The sequence below is a fragment of the Candidatus Nitrospira neuquenensis genome, from assembly GCF_979578155.1.
On record NZ_CEFZDU010000033.1, the window covers coordinates 110,691 to 130,851 of the forward strand.

Consider the following 20,161-nt stretch of genomic DNA (forward strand, 5'->3'; position numbering starts at 1 on the left):
GGTTCGTCCGCGCGTCACCAGCGGCGGCGCTTCGCGGGGAACGGGGGACGCATGCGGGTCGGATTGGGCTACGACATCCATCCGTTGGGCCGGGGGCGCAAGCTGATCCTGGGCGGCGTGGACGTGCCGCACGATCAGGGCCTCGTCGGCCATTCCGACGCGGACGCGCTCGTCCACGCGGTCTGCGACGCGTTGCTGGGGGCCATGGGGGAGGGCGATCTGGGGCGGCACTACCCCAGCTCGGACGCGCGCTACAAGGACATCTCCAGCCTGCGGCTGCTGGAGGACGTCGCGGCCATGCTCGACACGAAGGGCCTGCGGATCGTCAACCTGGACACGGTCATCATCGCCCAGGCGCCGCGGCTCGGCCCGCACCTCGCGGCCATGCAGGCGCGCCTGGCCGAGGTGCTGAAGGTCGAGCGGGAGCGGGTGAACGTCAAGGTCAAGGGCGGCGAGGGGCTCGACGACGCGATCGGCCGCGAGGAGGCGATCGCCGCGCAGGCGGTCTGCTTGATCACGGGGAAGTAACCGCGCGATGTTCAAAGCCGTTCGACAGGACCTCCAAGCGGTCTTCGACCGCGACCCGGCCGCGACCAGCGCGCTGGAGGTCATCCTCACCTACGCGGGCTTCCACGCCCTGCTGGCCTACCGGGTGGCGCACCGCCTGCACGCCTGGGGCGTGCCCTTCCTGCCCCGCTTCATCTCCCAGCTCGCCCGCTGGCTGACCGGCATCGAGATTCATCCCGGCGCGAAGATCGGCACCGGCTTCTTCATCGACCACGGCATGGGCGTGGTGATCGGCGAGACGGCCGAGATCGGCGACTACGTGACGCTGTTCCAGGGCGTGACGCTGGGGGGGACGGGGAAGGAGCGCGGCAAGCGGCACCCGACGCTCGGCAACCACGTGGTCGTCGGGGCGGGCGCGAAGATCCTCGGCGGGATCAAGATCGGCGACAACGTCAAGATCGGCGCCAACTCGGTCGTGCTCAAGTCGGTGCCGCCCAACTCGACCGTGACGGGCGTCCCGGCCCGCGTGATCAAGATGGAGGGCCAGCGCCTGCCCGAGGCCACGATGGACCATATCAACCTGCCCGACCCCATCGCCGACCGCTTCGAAGCCCTCGAGCGCGAGATCATCGAGCTAAGGAAGAAGCTGGAGAACCAGAACCGTCCGGCTGATTCCTGAGCCCTTGCCCCGTCCACGCCTCCAGGCTCCAACGGGTCGTGTCGCGGCGCGCCCCCCGTGGGCCTCGCACGCCCCGCCCGCCGCACCATCTCGACGGCGCGCGTAAACGCCGCGTTCCTTCTTCGTCGCGCCGTGCGCCCGGTCCCCCTTGGGGATTCTTCGCCGGCGGCTGTGACAACCTGGCGGCGCAGCTCAACGGCCGCCGGCCGCCGGCGCGTAGTCCACCCTCACCAGGTACAGCCCCTGTGGTGGGGCGGTGAGGCCGGCGGAACGGCGGTCCTTGGCGGCGAGGATCTCCTGCATGGCCTTGGCCGGCCGCTTGCCCCGGCCGATCTCCACCAGGGTCCCGACGATCGCGCGCACCATCTGTTTGAGAAAGCGGTCGGCCTCGGCCTCGATGCGGATGAGATGGGAAGAGGCAAGAGGTCCCTCGCCGGCCACCTCCAGCCGCCGGAGGTGGCAGACGGGGTTTTCCGTATCGGTCGGGTGGCCTTGGAAGGAAGAAAAGTCGTGGCGGCCGACGAGGACGGCCGCTGCCTCGTGCATGGCCGCCAAGTCGAGCGGGCCGCAGACGTGCCAGGCGCGAGCGCGCTCCAGCGCCGGGCGCCAAGGCTGCTGCAGGAGGCGGTACTCGTAGAGCTTCCCGCGCGCGTCGTAGCGGGCGTGGAAGTCGTCCGGCGCGACCTCGGCGGCCCTCACGCAGATGTCCGGGGGGAGCAGGGCGTTGAGCGCGCGCCGCCACTGCTCGGGCGTCAGCCGGCTTTCCACGCGAAAGCCGGCCACTTGGCCCAGGGCATGGACGCCCGCGTCGGTCCGGCCGGCGCCGACGACCCGCAGCCGCACCCCGCAGATGCGCGCGATCGCCTCCTCCAGCGCGGCCTGGACCGTGGGGCGGTTCGGCTGCAGCTGCCATCCGGCGTAGGCGGAGCCGTCGTACTCCAGGATGAGCTTGATGGTCTGCATGCGGCGGGGCCGCCGGCTCGGCGGACGGCTACTGCTTGACGGTCTGGACGGGCGTCACGTAGGCGCGGACGCCCTCGAAGATCGCCTCGGCCATGCGCGAGACGAAGGCCTCGCTGCGCATCAGGCGCTCCTCGGTCGGGTTCGAGATGAACGCGATCTCCGCCAGGATGCTGGGCATCGTCGTGAAGCGGAGCACGTAGAACGGCGCGGTCTTCACGCCGTGGTCCACGACGTCGTAGTGGTCGTCCAGCCGCGTGACCATCGCCTCCTTGGTCGCCCAGGCGAGCGTCTGAGACTCGTTGACCTTCTTGGTCGCGACGACGTCCAGCACGATGGCGTTGACCGGGTTGTTGTCCACCTGGTCGATGGGGATGCCGTTTTCCCGCGCGGCCACCTCCAGCGCCCGGCGGTCGCTGGCCTTGCCGAAGTGGTAGACCTCCAGGCCCTTGACCGCGCGCTGCGGATGCGAGTTGACGTGGATGGACACGAAGAGGTCGGCGTTGTTCCGGTTGGCGAACTTGGCGCGATCTTCCAGCTCGATGAAGACGTCGCGGTCCCGCGTCATCAGGACCTTCTTGCCCAGCCGCTTGACGATCAGGTCCCGGAGCTTGAGCGCGACGCGGAGCGTGATCTCCTTTTCCTCCGCCCCGGTGCGGCCGATCGCGCCGGGGTCCTTGCCGCCGTGGCCCGGGTCGATCACGATGGTCCGGATCTCGCTCGCCTCGCGCTGCTCGGGCGTCAACACCTTCACCGCCTCGCGCTCCTTGGGAGCGGCCGGCGGCGGCGAGGAGGCGGGGACGGCGTGGGGCGCGTCGGCCGGCTGGGCGGGCTCGGTCGGCTCGGCGGGTTCGGCGGGCGGCGGTTTCGGAGCCGCCTTGATGACCGGCGGCGTCGTGGGCGCGGCCGCCGTGCGGGACGGCGCCTGGGTACCCCGGCGGTACACGTCGAGCACGAGCCGGTCGGGGTCGCGGAGCGGCAGCAGCTTGTAATCGCTCACCGAGCCGAGGTCCAGAACGATCGTCACAGACCGGGGATTCGGCTGAGCGACGGCGATGGCGGGGGGGAAGCCGCCGTCGCTCAGGCGGCCCTTGGCGACCTTGCTGAGGACGGCGTTCTGGATTTCGATGATGACCCGGTCCGGGGCCTTCTCCCGGCTCTGGGTGAAGGTGACGCTCCGCTGAAGGTCGAAGACGAGGCGCGTGTAGTCCGGATGGGCCCGGTACCGGAGGTCCTTGACGAGCGTCGGGCCGGCGGCGGCCCGGGAGGCCGGCTTCGCGGCCTTCTTGCCATTGGTCTGCACCGGCTGACCGGCGGTGTGGGGCTCGGAGCGGCCGAGGGAGGCGACGGCGGCGTCGGCCGGCTGCGGCGGTGCGGCCCAGCTCAGGAGCAGGGCCGCGAGGCTCAGGGCGAGCATCCTGTGGAACAACCGGAGCATCCGTGACGCCTCCGGTCACGGTTGTCTCAGATGCGGGGGGGATTGTCAAGCCGGATGGAAGCGGCATCGGCCGGACGGCAGGGCTCGACCGGGTGACGGTCATGGCCCGCCCTGCGCGCGTTGACAGCCCCGGCCCCCGCGGCATAGGCTGCGTCCATGCCCCGGCACGTGATCATCGACGGGTACAATCTCCTCGGCGTCCGCGGCCAGGCGGGCCGTCCCGACCCGGAGCGCGGCGAGGCCGCGCGCGAGGCGCTCCTGCGCGAGCTGGCCCTCTACCGGCAGCGCAGGGGCCATGCGGTGACGGTGGTCTTCGACGCCTGGCAGCAGGGGCCCGGCGCCGAGCGGCGCGAGCACCGGGCCGGCGTCGAGGTGGTCTATACGAGGCGGGGCGAGCGGGCCGACCGGGTGATCCAGCGGCTGGCGGAGGAGTTCGGGAGCGACTGCGCGGTGGTGTCCTCGGATCGCGAGGTCGCCGACTACGCGAGGGCGCGCGGGGCCTTCATCATCGCGGCCCGGGAGTTCGCGGCCAGACTCCAGGCGGCGCCGGCCGTCCCGGCCGCCCGTCCCGGGCCCGGGCGCGACGAGGAGGACGTGACGCCCCGGAAGACCCAGGGCAAGCGCGGCAACCCCCGCAAGCTCCCCAAAGCCGTCCGCAAGCGGCTCCGGCAACTTGATCGCTTCTGAGCCGGCCGCTCATTCCGCCTCCCGCCTGATCCGCTCGAACTCGCTCCAGAAGGCCTCCACCGCCTCATTCCCCTGGGTCGTCCAGGTCCGGTCGAGCTCGCGGCCGACCACCTCCGTCGGCAGGGCTCCCTGCCGCTCCAGTTGCTCCTGCAGGATATCCACCTGGGTCCTCAAGTGAACGAGGTGGTTGACCAGCAGCTCGATCGCCAGCGTCATGTCTTTCTCGTCCATGGTGTGGCTCCCGGTGGAGGTCAGGAGGCCGAGGCCGGCCCCCGCCGCTCGTCGAATCGGAAGAGGCGCCGTGCGTTGAGGCTGGTCTGACGCCCGATCTCCTCGATGGCGGCGGGGGCGGTCCCCGCTCTCAAGCCGGCCAGCAGCTCGGCGACGTGCCGGACATAGGCCGGCTCGTTCCGCTTGCCGCGGTGCGGGACCGGCGCGAGGTAGGGACAGTCGGTTTCCACGAGCAGCCGGTCCGCCGGCACGGTCCGGGCGATCTCGCGGAGCGTCTCGGCGTTCTTGAAGGTCACGACGCCGGAGAAGGAGAGGTGGAAGCCCAGGTCCAGCGCCCGCCTCGCCAGGTCCGCGTTCCCCGAGAAGCAGTGGAACACGCCCCCGACGTCCCCGGCCTTCTCTTCCGTCAGGATCGCCACCGTGTCCTCCGGGGCCTCGCGCGTATGGACGACGATGGGGAGGCCGAGGTCCTTCGCCAGGCCGACCTGCTCGCGGAACCGCTCGCGCTGCTCCCGCGGGGAGGAATGGTTGTAATGGTAGTCGAGGCCGATCTCTCCGTACGCGACCACCTTGGGGTGGGCGGCCAGGCGCCGGAGCTGGTCGTACCAGTCGTCGCCGATGTGCCGGACCTCGTGCGGGTGCACGCCGACCGAGGCGAAGACCGGGGGCAGGCGGTCGGCCAGCTCGACGGCCGCGCGGCTCGTGGCGAGGTCGCAGCCGATCGTCACGAACAGCTCGACGCCGGCCTCCCGGGCCCGCGCGAGGACCTCGTCCCGGTCCGCGGCGAACCGGGGATCGTCGAGGTGGACGTGGGTGTCGATCAGCACACGGCGCCTCCGGTCTTGACGAAACGGCTCCATCCCGTGAAGGCGCCGTATCCTAACACGGCCGCATTTCGCTCGAAAGGGCGAGGCCTCTAGAGGGGGGTGGGTGTTGACACGTGCGCGGCGATATGCTAAATGCAACTCACTTGCATGTGTGAGTTTGAGGGGGGCACCATGCCGGCCACATTAACGGCGGGTCTGCGGGCGACGGGGCGGCGGCTCACGAGGACCCGCAAGGCCATCCTGGAGGTGCTGGAGCGGGCGCGCTATCCCCTGAGCGCGGCCGACATTCACCAGCACCTGAGGGCGACGGGCGTATCCGCCGACCCGGCGACGGTCTACCGGACGTTGACCGTGCTCAAGGACCTCGGGCTCGTTTCTCCGATCGAGCTGCAGGAGGGCCAGTTTCGCTACGAGGTCCGACATGGCCGGGACCACCACCACCATATTCGCTGCCAGGGCTGCGGACGCATCGTGGACCTGATGCTCTGTCCCCTCAAAAAGCTGGCCGCGCTGGTCGAGCGAGAGACCCGGTTCCGGGTGGACGGCCACGCGCTGGAGTTCTTCGGATGGTGCCCCAAGTGCCGGTGAGACGAAGAGCCGCAGCGGCCCGGACCGGGCTGGCGCTGGTCCTCGCCGGCCTGTTGCTGGCCATGGGGCCCTTCGCGGTCGCGCTCGGCGTCCACCACGCGCTCGCGGCCGCCGACCACGACGGCCACGAGCATTCCGACACCGACCTCTGCCAGTGGGTGCAGGCCCACAGTTTCGCCTCCCTCCTCGCGCCCATCGTGGACCCGGGTCGGTTCTTCTCCCCTGAGCGGCACGATCCGTCCTTGCCCGCCGTGCGGTTCTCGGCCCAGCTCCTGTCGTACCGGCCTTCGCGCGCTCCTCCCTCGACCTGATCCCGGCGTTCGAATTGTCGCGGGACGGCGGCCGGCTCGGTCGGTCGCTTGCCCGGTCCGTTGGCGGCCCCGGCGCGGCCTGTTCCGCGCCGTCGCCGCGCGGCCGGCCATTGGACTTTGGATGGGAAAGGGAGGCCGTGCATGTCCGATCGAAGGGTGAGCAGATCGGCTCGATGCTGCCTCGGCGCGGCGGGGCTCTCGGTGTGTCTCTGGGGCGCGTGGCTCGTTGAAGCGTCCGCGCAGCCGCCCGCGGACGATCCGCGGACGATCACGGGCTACGTCCAGAACCAGGACCTGCGACGGGTGGCGCAGGCCATCGTCGAACTGCGGGATCAGGAAGGGATGGTCGTGGCCGACACGGTCACGAACGACGCGGGCGAGTTCGCGCTCGTCGCGCCGGCCGAGGGGACCTACTCGGTCAGCGCCGTCCAAGACACCTACCGGAGCGAGTACCTGGTGTTGAAGGTCGGGACCGAGCGGCCGGCCCCGGTGAAGCTGACCCTGGCCCTCACGCAGGAGATCGCGCTCGACATCGTCTCGCCGCTGCCGCCGATCCAGTACAAGGCCTCCAGCGAGACCTACTCCCTGAGCCGCAAGGAGGTCGAGCAGCTTCCGCGCGGGAACAACAACGACGTGGACCAGGTCCTGGCCACGATCCCCGGCGCGGCGGTCAGCGCGCTCAAGCAGGTGTACGTCCGGCAGGACCACGCGAATCTCCAGTTCCGCATCGACGGCGTGCCGATCCCGGACACGGTCTCGACGACCTTCGCCGACGTGATCACGCCGCGGGCCTGGGAGCGGGCCGACATCATCCTGGGCGGCATGGAGGCCCAGTACGGGAACCGCACCGCCGCGCTCATCGACATCACCAGCAAGAGCGGGACGAGGCCGGGCTTCGGCTCGATCCAGATGTTCGGCGGGCAGAACCGGATGCTGAACCCCTCCTTCGAGTACGGCGGGATGCTCGGCGAGAAGTTCCGCTTCTACGCGCTGAACAGCTTCCTCTCGACCAACCGCGGCATCGACCCGCCGACGCTCGGCCGGCCGCCCTTCCACGACCAGAGCGAGCGCAACCAGACCTATCTCCGGGGCGACTACCAGCTCAACAATCGCAACAACTTCTCCTTCCTCTTCATGGGCGCGGTCGCCAAGTACCAGGTGCCGAACCTGCCCGGCCTGACGCCCAGCGCGGCCACCGTCGCCTTGATCCAGGCGCAGAACCCCGGCTTCACGCCGGTCGCCTCCCAGGCGGTGGATCAGAACCAGTACGAGAACAACCAGTACGGCCACATGGTCTGGCGGCACGACGTGAGCGCGACCCAGTTCTTCAGCCTGGCCCTCTACGGCCGGCAGACGCGCGCGACGTTCAAGACCGACCCCTTCAACGTCCTGAGCTACCCGCAGGACACGGCGGAGCCCTTCTCGGCCGCGAACCAGGACCGGATGGCCTACTCGGTCGGCGTCCGGCTCGACTACACCAACAAGCTCTCCGGCCGGCACCTCCTCAAGTACGGCTTCCAGGTGGACCGGACGCTGGCGGTGAACAAGACGTCCATCTTCGCCTTCCAGCGCGACGGGGCTGGGGATCCCACCGGGCCCGTCATCAACATCGACGGGAGCCGCCGGGTGATCGGCTGGCGCGAGGAGCTCTGGATCCAGGACCAGTACACGCCCACGGAGAAATTGACCTTCAACATCGGCCTACGGTATGACTACATCCAGGCGCTCACCGACGCCATGCAGCTCAGCCCCCGCGTCGGCGTCACCTACAAGCTGGACCAGGCCAACGTCGTGCACGCCTACTACGGCCGGATGTTCACGCCGCCCAACCTGGAATCCGTCGCGTTTCTGGTCCCCCAGACCGTCGGGACCACCGCCCAGCCGGAGAACCTGACGACGACCCCGCCGAAACCGGAGCGGGCGAACTATTTCGAGGTCGGCTGGTACCACGCGTTCGGACACAAGGCCACCCTGGAGGTCGTGGGGTACTACAAGCTCAACCGGAACATGGGCGACGCGGGCCAGTTCGGCTCGACCCCGTTGCTCAACTACTTCGCCTACAGCTACGGCTGGCAGCGGGGCGTGGATACGATCCTGAAGGTCAACATGACCGAGAACCTGACCGGGCGGGCCAACCTGGCCTGGGGCCAGTCCAAGGGCTACGGGCTGCAATCCGGCCAGTTTCTGCTCGATCAGAGCGAGATCAACGACATCAACCGGCCCGGCGGCGTGTTCACCGACCACATGCAGATCATCACCAGCTCGGCGATCGTGACGTACCGGTTCCTGGAGCGCAGCACGGTGTCCGGCCAAATGCTCTTCGGCTCCGGCATCCGCACCGCGGACCCGGGGGCGCAGGTCAACTCGACCCACATGCCCTCCTACACGATCTACAACGCCTCGCTCACGCACGAGATCCCGATCACGAGCACGCAGAAGTTCCTGCTGGGGTTCGACGTCATCAACATCCTGGATCAGGGCTACTTCTACAACAACTCGGAGGGCAGCATCGGCCTGGGCATCGCCCATGCCGGCATGCCGAGGACCTTCTATCTCCGGGGCCAGTGGTTTTTCTAAATGCCGTGAGGGGGGCGTGAGGGGGAAGGGGGGGAAGAGGCCTGAGGGGAGCGCGCGGCGCGGACGCCGCAGGGGCGGAAGCCGGGCGGCGTGGCTGGCGCTGCTGGGGCTGCTATTCGCGGGGCCGGCGGGGGCCGCGGAGGGCGACGGGGCGACGCACGAGTCCGACCATCTGGAGGACATGGTGGTCCTGCCCGAGGTCCATGTCCACGGGCTGCCGCTCAACAAGGACCGGCAGGCGGGACCCGTGCCGACCTACACCCCGTGGCCGGCGATTCCGCCGTCGCTGGAGGGGCAGCCCCTCGACGACTGGATGAAGGCGCGGATGCTCGTCTCCAAGGACGCCGTCGTGACCGTCGTCGTCCTCCAGCCGGCCCAGCATCGGGAGCTGACGATCGCCGGCATCCACGCCCTCGAGCGCTGGAAGTTCAACCCCCAGTTGCAGGGTGACGAGCCGGTGGACGGCGAGCTGACCGTCCGCATCCATTTCCGGACCCGATAGCGCGGGGTCGGCGCGGCGGGAGGCGTTGTGGGCCTGGACGAGGCGGTCTTCTACGCGATCAACGGGCTGGCGGGGCGGTCGCCGCTCCTGGACCAGGCCGCCCTCGCCCTCTCCCGCGCCGGCACCGTCCTGTGGCCCGGCGCCCTCGCCGCGGCCTACTGGTTCTGGACGAGGCGGCGCGAGGCGCTGATCGCCGGCCCGGCGCTCGTCGCCCTGATCGTCGTCGCGGACTTCCTCGGCGCGCAGCTCAAGCAGGCCGTCGCCCGAGGCCGACCCTGCCGGGTCCTGCCGGACGTCCGGGAGCTGGCCGGCTGCGGCGCCACCTTCGGCTTTCCCTCCAACCACGCGGTGAACAGCGCGGCCGCGGCCGCCTTCCTCCAGGTGCTCTACCCGGCGACGGGCTGGGTGAGCTGGCCCCTCGTGGCGATGATCGGATTCGCCCGGATCTACGTCGGGGCGCACTTCCTGAGCGACGTGCTCGGCGGGTGGCTGCTCGGCGGGCTGGTCGGCGCGGGCGTCGCGCTCTGGCTGCTCCGCCGGCCGGAATTTGGAAGGAAGGTGACGAGCGGCACGGCGGCAAGCGGGCCAGTCAACGAGTAACAAGTCGACGGGGAGGGCGAGCGCCGCCGCCTTCGTCCTTCCCCCATGGGCACGTGGTGTCCTTGCCCACGTGTTACCTGTCCGCTTGCCCAGTTGTCGCTTTTTTGTGGCCCGTGAGGTCGTTCAGGTTGCAGTGGACGGCCTCCGGGTGGCAGCAGCGCGTCTCCATCTGGATCGTCAGGTGCCGGATGCCGAACTCCGCCGCGACGCGCGAGCGGATCGTCCGCAGCAGCTCGTCGGTGAGCCGGCTGTCGTCCCCCTCCACCATCACGTGGCAGGTCAGCATGACCAGCCGCGGCTCCACCGCCCAGATATGCAGGTCGTGCACGTTCTTCACGCCGGGGACCTTTTCGATCGCCTCGACCACGTGCGCCGTCCGGATGCCGGGCGGCGTGGATTCCAGCAGCACCTCCAGCGACTCCCGGAACATCGGCCAGGCGCCCTTGACGATCACCGCCACGATCGCGAGCGAGATCGCCGGGTCGAACATGGTCCAGCCCGTCCACCAGATCAGGAGCCCCGTGGCCATGACCCCCAGCGACACCCAGGCGTCGGCGAGCATGTGCAGGAAGGCACCGCGGATGTTGAGGTCGTCCTGGGCGCCCCGTTGGAGGAGCAGCGCGATGCCGAGGTTGGCGAGAAAGGCGAGGAACGCGATCGCGCTCACCCAGCCGCCGTCCACGGGCACGGGCTCGACCAAGCGGCGGACGGCCAGGAGGCCGATCGCCGCCGCGGTCAGGAGCAGGACGAAGGCGTTGGCGAAGGCCGTGACGATGCCCGCCCGGTGGTAGCCGAAGGTGCGCTCCTCCGTGGCCGGTCGGGCGGCCAGGATGTGGGCGTAGAGGGCGAGGAAGAGCGAGCCCTGGTCGATCAGGTTGTGCCCGGCGTCGCTCATGACGCCGGTGCTGTTGATCAGGAAGCCGCCGACGAACTCGGCCAGGATCACGAGCGCGTTCAGGCCGAGCGCGAGCCGCAGGCGGAACCGCAGCAGGTCATACTCGCTTCGAGGCATCGGGCGTAGTCTGGCACGGTTGCGGCCGCGGAGCAAGGCGGCCGCAACGGAGGCCTACGGCGCGTTCGGGACCGGCTCGAACTCCAGGAAATACTGCCGGGGCAGGAACCCGTGCTCGCGCACCGGGCGGTAGCCGGCCCGGGCCATCTCCGCGAGCACCGTCTCGCGGGCCACGAGGTGGCGGCGCGGGAAGCCGACGTTGCCGGACCGCTCGTCCTGGTGGAAGTCCACGATGGCCACCCGGCCGCCGGGCTTCAGCGCCGCGGCGAGCCGCGCGAAGTAGGCCGCCCGGTCTTCCAGGTGGTGGTAGACGTTGCACACGAAGACCAGATCGACCGAGGCCGGCGGCAGGCGCGGGGAGGCGGGGTCCGCCAGCACGATCTCGACCTTGGCCCGGCCGGCCGGTGGCGGGAGGCTCCTCTCGACATAGGCCAGCATCTCGGGCTCGACGTCCACCGCGTAGACGAGGCCGCGGCTCCCGACGGCCTGGGCGAAGCGGCGCGTGAAGTAGCCGGAGCCGGACCCGAGATCCGCCACGGCCATGCCGGGCGCGAGGCGCAGCGCCGCGATCACCTCGGCCGGCTTCTGGTATTCGTCGCGCGAGGGGCTGTCGAGGTCGCGCAGGTACCGCTGCAGGTCCTCCGGCCGGCGGTGGCGATCCGCCCCCTGGTGGGCTCCCCCGTGGGGCTGCGCCTCCTGGGCGGGAGCCGGCACGGTCCCGAGCGGGCCCGCCGAGAGCGCCAGCGCGGCGGCAAGGAGCAGGGTGCGACGGCTGAGCCGGCGGTCGGTCATCGGCGATCCTCTCCGGCGAGCGACGCCGTGCCGGTACCCTCCCGCAGCAGGGCGAGGACGGACTCCGGCGTCGTGAAGGTCAGCATCGGCCCGCCGTAGCGGCCGACGGAGCCGAAGGACTCCTGGTCGCGCGGCGGGTCGGCCCAGCGCGCCGCGCCGAAGGGCACGCCCGCCGCCCGGGCCGCCTCGCCGTCCAGCAGCGAGTCGCCGATGAACAGGACCTCCGCCGGGTTGAGGCGCAATGCGTTCAGCGCGAGCCGGAGGCCGTCGGGACTGGGCTTGGGGTCCGTCACGTCGTCGTCGGTCACGACGACGTCGAAGGGCGGGAGCCCCGCCTCGCGCTCCGTGATCCGCCAGGCCGCCCGGCTCTTGCCGGTGACCAGGGCCAGCCGGACGCCCGCTTCCCGCGCCTCGGCGAGCATCCGCGGCACGCCGCGGTAGGGGCCGTCGAACAGGCCGGCGTGCGAAGCGGCGTAACGGTCGAGGAACCGCGTAAAGGTCGCCTCGAAGGCCGGCCCGCCGGCGACCCGCTCGATCAGCCGCCGCTCGGCCGAGGGCGACAGGGCGACGATGTCCTCCTCCGACAGGGGACGGCCGAGCGGCGGTGACAGCGCGTACCGGAACGCGTCGAGATACAGCCGCCAGGTGTCGATGAGCGTGCCGTCCAGGTCGAAGAGCAGCGCGCGGGGCCGGCCGGGGAGAGGGGTCATGCCGGCTGCCTCGCCCGGTCCCGGATGGCCGTGAGCTCGTCGCCGCTGAGCGTCTCCCGGACGAGCAAGGCGCCCGCCGCCTCCCGCAGGGCCTTCTCCTGGGCGGACAGGAGGGCCTTCACGCGCGCATGCTGTTCGTCGATGATCCGCCGGATCTCGCAGTCGATCTCGCGGGCCGTCTCCTCGCTGTAGTCGCCGGGGCCGGCGGGCTCGCCGGTCTGGAGGAAGAGGGGCTGGCGGTCCCGCTCCAGGCTGACCCGGCCCAGGTGGTCGCTCATGCCGTAGGCCTTGACCATGCTCTTGGCGATGTTCGTGGCCTTGAGCAGGTCGTCCTGCGCGCCGGTCGAGACTTCGCCGTAGACGAGCTCCTCGGCCACCCGGCCGCCCAGCAGGACGGCGATGCGGTTCTCCAGCTCCGACTTGGTCATCAGGAAGCGGTCCTGCGTGGGGAGCTGGAGCGTGTAGCCGAGCGCCGCGACGCCCCGCGGAATGATGGAGATCTTCTGCACCGCGTCCGAGCCGGGGATCGAGAGCGCGACCAGCGCGTGGCCGACCTCGTGGTGGGCGACCCGCTCCTTCTCCTTGGGACTCAGCACGCGGTTCTTCTTCTCCAGCCCGGCGACGACCCGCTCGACCGCCTCCTGCAGCTCCGCCAGGCCGACGCGGTCTTTCTCGCGCCTGACCGCGAGCAGCGCCGCCTCGTTGATGATGTTGGCGAGGTCGGCGCCGACGAAGCCGGCTGTCATCGAGGCGACGACCTCCAGGTCGGCGTCCGGCGCGAGCGGCACCTTCTGCGCGTGCAGCCGGAGGATCGCGAGGCGCCCGGCCTTGTCCGGCCGGTCGACGAGCACGTTGCGGTCGAAGCGGCCGGCGCGCAGCAGCGCGGGGTCGAGGATCTCCGGCCGGTTGGTCGCGGCCATGATGATGACCCCGGCGCGGGGGTCGAAGCCGTCCATCTCGACCAGGAGTTGGTTCAGGGTCTGCTCGCGCTCCTCGTGTGCCATCGGCCCGACGCCGCGGGCCTTGCCGAGCGCGTCCAGCTCGTCGATGAAGATGATGCAGGGGGCCTTCTGCTTGGCCTGCTCGAAGAGGTCGCGCACGCGGGCGGCTCCCACGCCGACGAACATCTCGACGAACTCCGAGCCGCTGATCGAGAAGAAGGGTACGCCCGCCTCGCCGGCGACCGCCTTGGCCAGGAGCGTCTTGCCGGTCCCCGGCGGGCCCACGAGCAGGATACCCTTGGGGATCTTCCCGCCCAGCCGGCCGAACTTCTCGGGCGTCCGGAGGAACTCGATGACCTCCCGCAGCTCCTCCTTCGCTTCGTCCACCCCCGCGGCGTCGGCGAAGGTCACCTTGACCTCCTTCTCCATGTAGATCTTCGCCTTGCTGCGGCCGATCGTCATGAACCCGCTCTGGCCCTGGCCCATGCGGCGGAGCAGGAACAGCCAGACCACGGCGAAGAGACTGATCGGAATGACCCAGGAGAGCAGGTCGCGCCAGAAGGTGTTCTCGACGACGCCGGTGATCGTGACGCCGCGATGCCGGAGGTCGCGGACGAGGTCGGGGTCCTCCACCCGGACCGTGTGGAAGATGCGGGCTTCGGCCGGCTGGCCGTCCGCGCCCTCGTCCTTCATCCGGCCGTGGATCATCGTCGGCGTGATGGACACGGCCTGGACCCGGCCGGCCTCCACCGCCGCCTTGAACTCGCTGTAGGGGATCTCCCCCTGGTTGAAGAGGGGGGTGACGAAGATCTGGATCAGCATCAACGTCCAGAGGGCGATGAAGATGTACCAGATCGAGAACTGGCGCTGCTTGGGGTCCATGGTCGCCTCCGGGCCCTCGCGTCCGGGGTCGAGATGCCGTCCCGCCGCGGGGCTACCGCTTTTTCGAGGGCGTGAACTGGGCCGGGAGCACCGGGTAGCGGGCCTCGCCCACGCCGAAGTTGGCTCCCGCGCCGTCCGCCGCGACGACGCGCAGCCGGACGCCGTCGGGGGCGTCGGTCGGGGAGGGGACGAAGAAGGGCGCCTCGAAGTGGCTCTTGGCGCCGCTGTAGAAGAGCTGGAGCCGCTCGACCACGCGGTCGCCGATCAGCACCTCCCCATAGATCTTCACCCTGCGCGAATCCCAGTCCCCGTGCGGACGGAGCGGCGCGCCGGACAACAGGCGGATCGAGGCGGTCAGCGTCACGTCCTCGGTCGCGCGCAGAGGCTGGCCGGGCGGCGGCCGGAGGATCTCGACGATGAAGCCGTTCAGCTCCAGCACGAGCCCGTCCTGCGTCAGGTCCTGTCCGGGGATGAGCAACGCCGTCTTGCTCGCGCGCTGCATCGCGGCCGGATGGGCCAGCGGGCCCTGGGCGGCGATTTCGACCAGGGTCGGCTTGTCGAGCAGGAGGGTCGCGTGGAAGGAGCCGGAGGGGCGCGACGTGTACCGCGGCTCGCCCATGAACCGCGGTGTCCGCATGATCTGGTTCTGGTCGCCGGCCTCGCCCGTCTGGAGTCCCGACGCGAGGATCTGCCCCGTCGCCGCGTCGGTGATCGTGACGCGGGCCCCGCCGACCTCGTCGCCGAGGACCATCGCGCCGTGGGCGACGACCCGCACCATGATCTCGGTGGGGAGCGGGCCCTGGGGGATCGGCAGCGCGTCCGTCGGCTCCGCCTCCTCGGGGGCGGGACGGCCGGGCGCGCCCGGCGACGGGTCGGCCGCCGCGCCGGGGGCCGCGAGGCCGAGCGCCAACGCCATCGCCGCGAGCCATGGACCGATCGGGGCCGGGCGGTTCATGCCTTCTCTACTTCACCTTCGTGCCGGGCGCCACCGGCTCCAGGATCGTCACGAGCCCGCCGACCTCCTGGTCGCCCGCGGCGAGCACCATCCCCTGGGACTCGACGCCCATCAGCTTGGCGGGCTTGAGGTTGGCGACGATGACGATGCGGCGGCCGACGAGCGTGTCCGGCTCGTAGGTCTTGCCGATGCCGGCGACGATCTGCCGCTGCTCGTCCCCGAGGTCCACCCGGAGCTTGAGCAGCTTCTCGGACTTGGGCACCCGCTCCGCGGTCAGCACCAGGGCGACCTTGAGCTGGACCTTCTGGAAGTCCTCGATCGTGATCTGGGGGACGGCGGCCGCGGGTTGCGCCGGGTCGGCCGCCGCGGCGGGCGGCGCGGGTTGGGGTGTCGGCTCGTTCAACGTCACGGGTCGGCCTCCTGTGCTGACGGTCGGCGATTCGATCCTGGGAAACAGCGGTGGGCCCTTGGCGGTCGCCGTGCCCGGCTTCAGGCCGCCCCAGGCCGACGCGGCGGCGGGCAGCGGCTTGGACAGGTCGACCGTCGGACCGAGCTGCCGCAGCAGGGCCTCCGCCTTGCCCGGCATGAAGGGGGCGAGGGCCAGGCCGAGCAGACGGAGCGTCTCGGCAGAATGGTAGAGCACGGTCCGCAGCCGCGGCGCCTGGTCGGGCTTGCGGGCGAGGGTCCAGGGGGCGCATTTGTCGAGGTACTGGTCCGCCTGCTGGACCAGGGTCCAGAGGGCCTCCAGCGCCCGGTTGAATTCCAGCTTCGCCAGGTGCTGGTCGACGCGGATCATCGCCTCGACCGCCGATTCCCTAAGCTCGCGGTCCACGTCCGTCTCCGGTCCTTCGCCCGGCTCGGGGATGCGGCCCTGCGCGAAGCGCTCGACCATGGTCAGGGTCCGGCTGAGCAGGTTGCCGATGCCGTTCGCCAGGTCGCTGTTGATCCGGCCGACCAGCGCCTCGCGCGAGAAGTCGCCGTCGTGGCCGAAGGGGACCTCGCGCAGCAGGAAATAGCGGAACGCGTCCGCGCCGAACTCGGCCACGATGGCCTGGGGGTCCACCACGTTGCCGCGGCTCTTGGACATCTTCTCCCCGTTCACCGTCCACCAGCCGTGGGCGAAGATCGCGCGGGGCAGCGGCAGGTCGAGCGCCATCAGCATCGTGGACCAGTAGACCGCGTGGGTCGTCAGGATGTCTTTGCCGACCAGGTGCAGGTCGGCCGGCCAATAGCGTGCGACCGCGCCGGCGGGCGCGAGGTAGGCGAGCGCCGAGACGTAGTTCACCAGCGCATCGAACCAGACGTAGGTCACGTAGTCCCGGTCGAAGGGCAGCTCGATGCCCCAGGAGAGCCGCGCCTTGGGCCGCGAGATCGAGAGGTCTTCCAGCGGCCGTTGCAGAAAGCCCAGGACCTCGTTGCGCCGCGCGACCGGCTGGATGAAGTCCGGCGCGGCCTCGATGTGCCGGATGAGCCGCTCGCGGTACCGGCCCATCCGGAAGAAGTAATTGCGCTCGCTCAGCCGCTCGACCGGCCGGTGGCACTCGGGGCATTGCCCGTTCGCCACGTCCTTCTCGGTCCAGAAGCGCTCGTCGAACGTGCAGTACCAGCCCGTGTAGTCCGCGCGGTAGAGCAGGTCCTTCTCGAAGAGGGTCTGGAGCAACCGCTGCACCTCGGCCTTGTGCGGGGCGTCGGTCGTCCGGATGAAGGCGTCGTGGGAGATCGCGAGCCTCGCCCAGAGGTCGCGGAACTTGGGCGCGAGCCGGTCGCAATGCTCCTGCGGCGGGATACCGGCCAAGGCCGCCGCCCGCTGCACTTTCTGGCCGTGCTCGTCGAGCCCCGTCAGGAAAAAGGTGTCGTCGCCCCGCAGCCGGTGGTGCCGCGCGAGCACGTCGGCCGCGATCGTCGTGTAGGCGTGGCCGATGTGGGGCACGTCGTTGACGTAGTAGATCGGCGTCGTGACGTAGAAGCGGCCCATGGCGGGGAAGATACCAGGTTGCTCTGGCCGATTGCTAGACGGAGCGGGCGGGCGGCGACGCGGGGGCGGCGGGCATCGTCGCGTCGCGCAGCCGCAGCAGCGCGGACTCGAGGGCGAGCTGCAGGTTGAGGTGGCGGGCGGCGGCGCGTTGGAGGGTGTCGAGGTGGTCGAGCAGGTCGAGGAGCGCGTCGGCGTCGGCCGCCGCGGCCAGCTCGCGCACCTGGGGCAGCCGGTTCCGGTGGAGGATCTGCGTCTCGGGCACGCCGACGCGCAGCAGGAGCGCGTCGCGGACCCAGCCGGCGAGCCGGTCCAGCGCCTCGGCGCCGTCCTCGCCCTTGGCCAGCGCCTCCGCCTCCGCCAGCAGGGCGGCGACGGAGCGGAGGGTGCCGGGGGCGGTCGCCCGGCCGAGGCGCTCCTCCCGCCGCTGGAGGGCCTCGATGTCCGCCGTGAGCGCGAGGCCGATCCGGCCCTCGGTCGCCGCCGCGAGGAGTCGCGCGGCATCCGGCGGCAGGCCGCGCCGCGCCATCAGCTCGGCCTCGACCAGGGTCGGGGCGGGGGCGGCGAGGCGCAGCGGCTGGCAGCGCGAGCGGACGGTCGCCGGCAGCGCGAGCGGGCGGTCGCACACCAGCAGGAACAGGCAGTGCGGCGGGGGCTCCTCCAGCGTCTTCAGCAGCGCGTTCGCGGCGCCGATCGTCATCCGGTCGGCCTGGTCGATCAGGCAGATCTTGTAGCGGCCGACCAGCGGCCGGTAGACGACCTGGGATTCGATCTCGCGGACCTGCTCGATCTTGATCTGGGGGGTGGCCGCCTCCCGGTCCGGCTCGATCACCCTCACGTCCGGGTGGGTCTGCGCCTCGATCTGGCGGCAGGAGCGACAGGCGCCGCAGGCGTCCGGGCCGTCGGGGCCAGGCTCGGCGTCGCAGTTGACGGCCTGGGCGAAGCGCAGGGCCAGCAGGCGTTTGCCGATGTCCGCCTCGCCGTGGAACAGGTAGGCGTGGGCGAGGCGATCGCGGCGGAGCGCGGCGAGCAGCATCGCCTTGGGGCGGTCGTGTCCGATCACGTCGCGGAAGGGCATGGGCGCACCTCGCCGCGGCATCTTAGCCGAAGGGGGCCGAAAAGGGAAAGCGGGGTCGGGTCGAGCCGGCCCTTCCCCCCGGACGATCGGCTTAGCAAGACGGTCCGTTCGCCCCAGCCATCCCCCCTGCCGAACAGGAGATTGCACTGACGGTCGGAACCCTCGTAGGATGCGGCCAGTCCGACGGCCGGCGGAGCCGGGAATCGTGGTCATGGTCATGCCCGTGGAGCTTGCGTGCCTCGTCCCTCTGCTGCCGCTGGTCGGCGGGCTCGCCGTCGGCCTGTTCGGGCGGCGACTGGGCGAGGACGGCGCGCGGGGCGGGGTGCTCGCCGTGGCCCTGGCGTTGCTCGGGGCGGTCTGGCTGCTGGCTGCCGTGGTCGAGCGTGGCCCGAGCACCGTCTTCCTGCTTCCCGGCGGCGCGGAGGGCGGCCCCCTGCGGATCGCCCTGCACCTCGACCGGCTCAGCGCCGTCATGATGGTGCTCATCACGGGCGTGAGCGCGATCGTCCACCTCTACTCCCTGCGGTACTTGCAGGGGGAGGAGGGCTACGCGCGGTTCTTCTGCCTCCTCGGGTTGACCACGAGCCTGCTCCTGTGGCTCGTGACGAGCCCGAATCTGTTGATGCTCTTCCTCTGCTGGCACGGGCTGAGCTGGCTTCTGTACCTGCTCTTGGCCTTCAACCGGCGGTCCGCACCGGCGCAGCACACCGCCCGCAAGGCCCTGGCGGTGCATGTCGTGGGCGACCTGGCCTTCCTGGCCGGGCTGCTCGTGGCCTACGGCCGGTACGGGACCCTCGACTTCGACGAGCTGTTCGCCCGGGCCGCGCAGGCGGGGACGGTCGTGCTCCCGCCCGGAGGCTGGGCGGAGGTCCCGACGGCCGCCCTCGTCACGGGGCTCATCTTCGTCGCGGCCGTGGCGAAGTCCGCCCAGGTGCCGCTCCACGTCTGGCTGCCGGACACGATGGACACGCCCACGCCGGTCTCCGCCCTCATGCACGCGGGGATCGTCAACGCCGGCGGCTTCCTGCTGAACCGGCTCGCCCCCCTCTACGTGGAGTCGCCGGGCACCCTGCACCTGGTCTTCCTGATCGGCGGGGCGACGGCGATCGTCGGCGCCGCCATCATGCTCACTCAGTCCGACGTCAAGAAGACCCTGGGGTTCTCGACCATGGGCCAGATGGGCTACATGGTGATGGAATGCGGGCTGGGCGCCTTCGCCCTGGCCGTATTCCACCTGGTCGCCCACGGCCTGTTCAAGGCCACCCTGTTCTTGAACGCCGGGCAGGCGATCCATGCGGCGCGCCGGGAGCCCAAGCTGCCGCCCTCCGCGACCGTGACGACGCCGGCGGCGTTCTCGCCGCTGGCCTGGGGCACCGGCGTCGCCGTGACCCTGTTGCTGCCCCTGGTCATCGTCCTGGCGGCCCACGGGGTGCTCCGGGTCCCGCTCCGCGACGCCCAGGGGGCGGTGATCTTCCTGTTCTTCGGCTGGGTGACGGCCTCCCAGGCGGTCATCAGCCTGTCGCGCCTCCGGGCGGTTGAGTCCTGGAAGATCGCCGGCACGATGCTGCTGGCCCTGGGGCTCATCGTGGTCACCTACCTCTGGGCGGGCGAGGCCTTCACCTACTTTTTGTACCCCGATCCGGCCCTTGTCACCTCCTACTACGGGGCCGCGGCGCTGCCGGGATGGCTCTTCGACCTGCTGGTCGGCGCGACCGCCCTGCTGATCGTCGCGGGCTGGGGCCTGATATACGCCCACGCGCACGGGCAGCGGCTGTGGCGGCCCTCGTGGCTGCCGCTCCTGGAGGCCCGGCTGTACGTGCTCTTCCTGAACCGTCTCTACCTCGACGCCTGGTACCGCAGGGTCGGGAAGGGCGTGACGCGGTTCCTGCAACGCGTCGCCGCCGGCCTGTAG

General features: G+C 70.9%; 20 protein-coding genes. 9 read left to right on the plus strand and 11 right to left on the minus strand.

Translation table 11 applies throughout. From position 1 onward, the window contains the following. Nucleotides 1-51: 51 nt before the first annotated feature. Entirely contained in the window at nucleotides 52-528 is a 477-nt protein-coding gene (ispF, locus tag AC1U7O_RS11375; RefSeq protein WP_479894897.1) for a 2-C-methyl-D-erythritol 2,4-cyclodiphosphate synthase, read from the plus strand. A gap of 7 nt (nucleotides 529-535) precedes the next feature. After that, entirely contained in the window at nucleotides 536-1,186 is a 651-nt protein-coding gene (gene cysE / locus AC1U7O_RS11380; protein ID WP_479894898.1) for a serine O-acetyltransferase, read from the plus strand. 192 nt (nucleotides 1,187-1,378) lie between these two features. Here cysE and truA read toward each other — a convergent pair whose 3' ends face one another. Continuing rightward, entirely contained in the window at nucleotides 1,379-2,149 is a 771-nt protein-coding gene (truA, locus tag AC1U7O_RS11385) for a tRNA pseudouridine(38-40) synthase TruA (RefSeq protein WP_479894899.1), read from the minus strand. Between the two features lie 28 nt (nucleotides 2,150-2,177). Next, complete coding sequence (locus AC1U7O_RS11390; protein ID WP_479894900.1) at nucleotides 2,178-3,584, minus strand: N-acetylmuramoyl-L-alanine amidase; 1,407 nt, start codon at nucleotides 3,582-3,584, stop codon at nucleotides 2,178-2,180. A gap of 156 nt (nucleotides 3,585-3,740) precedes the next feature. On the opposite strand from AC1U7O_RS11390, the gene AC1U7O_RS11395 reads away from it, so the two are divergent. After that, a complete protein-coding gene (locus AC1U7O_RS11395; protein WP_479894901.1) occupies nucleotides 3,741-4,271 on the plus strand; it encodes an NYN domain-containing protein in 531 nt (176 codons plus the stop codon). 9 nt (nucleotides 4,272-4,280) lie between these two features. On the opposite strand, the gene AC1U7O_RS11400 is transcribed toward AC1U7O_RS11395, so the two are convergent. Together AC1U7O_RS11400 and AC1U7O_RS11405 are read right to left on the minus strand one after the other, a co-directional pair. Further along, nucleotides 4,281-4,502, minus strand: coding sequence for a hypothetical protein (locus AC1U7O_RS11400; protein WP_479894902.1), 222 nt, complete (start codon nucleotides 4,500-4,502; stop codon nucleotides 4,281-4,283). A gap of 20 nt (nucleotides 4,503-4,522) precedes the next feature. Beyond that, nucleotides 4,523-5,329 (minus strand): TatD family hydrolase, encoded by an 807-nt coding sequence (locus AC1U7O_RS11405; RefSeq protein WP_479894903.1) that lies wholly within the window; start codon nucleotides 5,327-5,329, stop codon nucleotides 4,523-4,525. A gap of 171 nt (nucleotides 5,330-5,500) precedes the next feature. Here AC1U7O_RS11405 and AC1U7O_RS11410 point away from each other — a divergent pair, with 171 nt between their 5' ends. The 5 genes from AC1U7O_RS11410 (at nucleotide 5,501) to AC1U7O_RS11430 (ending at nucleotide 9,907) form a co-directional block, all read left to right on the plus strand. After that, the gene (locus AC1U7O_RS11410) at nucleotides 5,501-5,917 is read left to right on the plus strand and encodes a Fur family transcriptional regulator (protein WP_479894904.1); all 417 of its coding nucleotides are present in this window, start codon (nucleotides 5,501-5,503) and stop codon (nucleotides 5,915-5,917) included. Beyond that, the gene (locus AC1U7O_RS11415) at nucleotides 5,914-6,228 is read left to right on the plus strand and encodes a hypothetical protein (protein ID WP_479894905.1); all 315 of its coding nucleotides are present in this window, start codon (nucleotides 5,914-5,916) and stop codon (nucleotides 6,226-6,228) included. Before AC1U7O_RS11410 ends, AC1U7O_RS11415 begins: the two co-directional genes overlap by 4 nt. 141 nt (nucleotides 6,229-6,369) lie before the next feature. Further along, nucleotides 6,370-8,805 carry a TonB-dependent receptor gene (locus tag AC1U7O_RS11420; RefSeq protein WP_479894906.1) on the plus strand — a complete coding sequence of 812 codons (2,436 nt, stop codon included), beginning with the start codon at nucleotides 6,370-6,372 and terminating at the stop codon, nucleotides 8,803-8,805. A 16-nt stretch (nucleotides 8,806-8,821) separates the two neighbouring features. Further along, nucleotides 8,822-9,307 (plus strand): energy transducer TonB, encoded by a 486-nt coding sequence (locus AC1U7O_RS11425; RefSeq protein ID WP_479894907.1) that lies wholly within the window; start codon nucleotides 8,822-8,824, stop codon nucleotides 9,305-9,307. A 27-nt stretch (nucleotides 9,308-9,334) separates the two neighbouring features. Continuing rightward, on the plus strand, nucleotides 9,335-9,907 hold the full coding sequence (locus AC1U7O_RS11430; protein ID WP_479894908.1) for a phosphatase PAP2 family protein: 573 nt from the start codon (nucleotides 9,335-9,337) through the stop codon (nucleotides 9,905-9,907). A gap of 73 nt (nucleotides 9,908-9,980) precedes the next feature. On the opposite strand, the gene AC1U7O_RS11435 is transcribed toward AC1U7O_RS11430, so the two are convergent. From AC1U7O_RS11435 to holB, 7 genes are read right to left on the minus strand one after another with little or no spacing between them, the layout of a single operon-like run. After that, entirely contained in the window at nucleotides 9,981-10,919 is a 939-nt protein-coding gene (locus AC1U7O_RS11435) for a cation diffusion facilitator family transporter (protein WP_479894909.1), read from the minus strand. Nucleotides 10,920-10,973: 54 nt separating this feature from the next. Next, a complete protein-coding gene (locus AC1U7O_RS11440; protein WP_479894910.1) occupies nucleotides 10,974-11,711 on the minus strand; it encodes a class I SAM-dependent methyltransferase in 738 nt (245 codons plus the stop codon). Further along, the gene (locus AC1U7O_RS11445; protein ID WP_479894911.1) at nucleotides 11,708-12,421 is read right to left on the minus strand and encodes an HAD family hydrolase; all 714 of its coding nucleotides are present in this window, start codon (nucleotides 12,419-12,421) and stop codon (nucleotides 11,708-11,710) included. Before AC1U7O_RS11445 ends, AC1U7O_RS11440 begins: the two co-directional genes overlap by 4 nt. Next, nucleotides 12,418-14,244: an ATP-dependent zinc metalloprotease FtsH gene (ftsH, locus tag AC1U7O_RS11450; RefSeq protein ID WP_479894912.1), complete on the minus strand. Its 1,827-nt coding sequence runs from the start codon at nucleotides 14,242-14,244 to the stop codon at nucleotides 12,418-12,420. The genes AC1U7O_RS11445 and ftsH overlap by 4 nt, the downstream gene beginning before the upstream one ends. Before the next feature lie 52 nt (nucleotides 14,245-14,296). Continuing rightward, a complete protein-coding gene (locus AC1U7O_RS11455) occupies nucleotides 14,297-15,199 on the minus strand; it encodes a hypothetical protein (protein ID WP_479894913.1) in 903 nt (300 codons plus the stop codon). Between the two features lie 7 nt (nucleotides 15,200-15,206). After that, nucleotides 15,207-17,174 carry a methionine--tRNA ligase gene (gene metG, locus AC1U7O_RS11460; protein WP_479894914.1) on the minus strand — a complete coding sequence of 656 codons (1,968 nt, stop codon included), beginning with the start codon at nucleotides 17,172-17,174 and terminating at the stop codon, nucleotides 15,207-15,209. Nucleotides 17,175-17,208: 34 nt separating this feature from the next. Further along, a complete protein-coding gene (gene holB, locus AC1U7O_RS11465; protein ID WP_479894915.1) occupies nucleotides 17,209-18,249 on the minus strand; it encodes a DNA polymerase III subunit delta' in 1,041 nt (346 codons plus the stop codon). A 211-nt stretch (nucleotides 18,250-18,460) separates the two neighbouring features. Between holB and AC1U7O_RS11470 the strand changes: the two genes are divergently transcribed. Further along, nucleotides 18,461-20,161 (plus strand): NADH-quinone oxidoreductase subunit 5 family protein, encoded by a 1,701-nt coding sequence (locus AC1U7O_RS11470; RefSeq protein ID WP_479895036.1) that lies wholly within the window; start codon nucleotides 18,461-18,463, stop codon nucleotides 20,159-20,161.

Coding starts and splice junctions, on each gene's coding strand:
- metG (WP_479894914.1), bottom strand. CDS start 17,174: ATGGGCCGCTTCTACGTCACGACGCCGATCTACTACGTCAACGACGTG.
- cysE (WP_479894898.1), top strand. CDS start 536: ATGTTCAAAGCCGTTCGACAGGACCTCCAAGCGGTCTTCGACCGCGAC.
- AC1U7O_RS11435 (WP_479894909.1), bottom strand. CDS start 10,919: ATGCCTCGAAGCGAGTATGACCTGCTGCGGTTCCGCCTGCGGCTCGCG.
- truA (WP_479894899.1), bottom strand. CDS start 2,149: ATGCAGACCATCAAGCTCATCCTGGAGTACGACGGCTCCGCCTACGCC.
- AC1U7O_RS11390 (WP_479894900.1), bottom strand. CDS start 3,584: ATGCTCCGGTTGTTCCACAGGATGCTCGCCCTGAGCCTCGCGGCCCTG.
- AC1U7O_RS11420 (WP_479894906.1), top strand. CDS start 6,370: ATGTCCGATCGAAGGGTGAGCAGATCGGCTCGATGCTGCCTCGGCGCG.
- AC1U7O_RS11410 (WP_479894904.1), top strand. CDS start 5,501: ATGCCGGCCACATTAACGGCGGGTCTGCGGGCGACGGGGCGGCGGCTC.
- AC1U7O_RS11440 (WP_479894910.1), bottom strand. CDS start 11,711: ATGACCGACCGCCGGCTCAGCCGTCGCACCCTGCTCCTTGCCGCCGCG.
- ftsH (WP_479894912.1), bottom strand. CDS start 14,244: ATGGACCCCAAGCAGCGCCAGTTCTCGATCTGGTACATCTTCATCGCC.
- AC1U7O_RS11445 (WP_479894911.1), bottom strand. CDS start 12,421: ATGACCCCTCTCCCCGGCCGGCCCCGCGCGCTGCTCTTCGACCTGGAC.
- AC1U7O_RS11395 (WP_479894901.1), top strand. CDS start 3,741: ATGCCCCGGCACGTGATCATCGACGGGTACAATCTCCTCGGCGTCCGC.
- AC1U7O_RS11455 (WP_479894913.1), bottom strand. CDS start 15,199: ATGAACCGCCCGGCCCCGATCGGTCCATGGCTCGCGGCGATGGCGTTG.
- AC1U7O_RS11400 (WP_479894902.1), bottom strand. CDS start 4,502: ATGGACGAGAAAGACATGACGCTGGCGATCGAGCTGCTGGTCAACCAC.
- ispF (WP_479894897.1), top strand. CDS start 52: ATGCGGGTCGGATTGGGCTACGACATCCATCCGTTGGGCCGGGGGCGC.
- AC1U7O_RS11470 (WP_479895036.1), top strand. CDS start 18,461: ATGGTCATGCCCGTGGAGCTTGCGTGCCTCGTCCCTCTGCTGCCGCTG.
- holB (WP_479894915.1), bottom strand. CDS start 18,249: ATGCCCTTCCGCGACGTGATCGGACACGACCGCCCCAAGGCGATGCTG.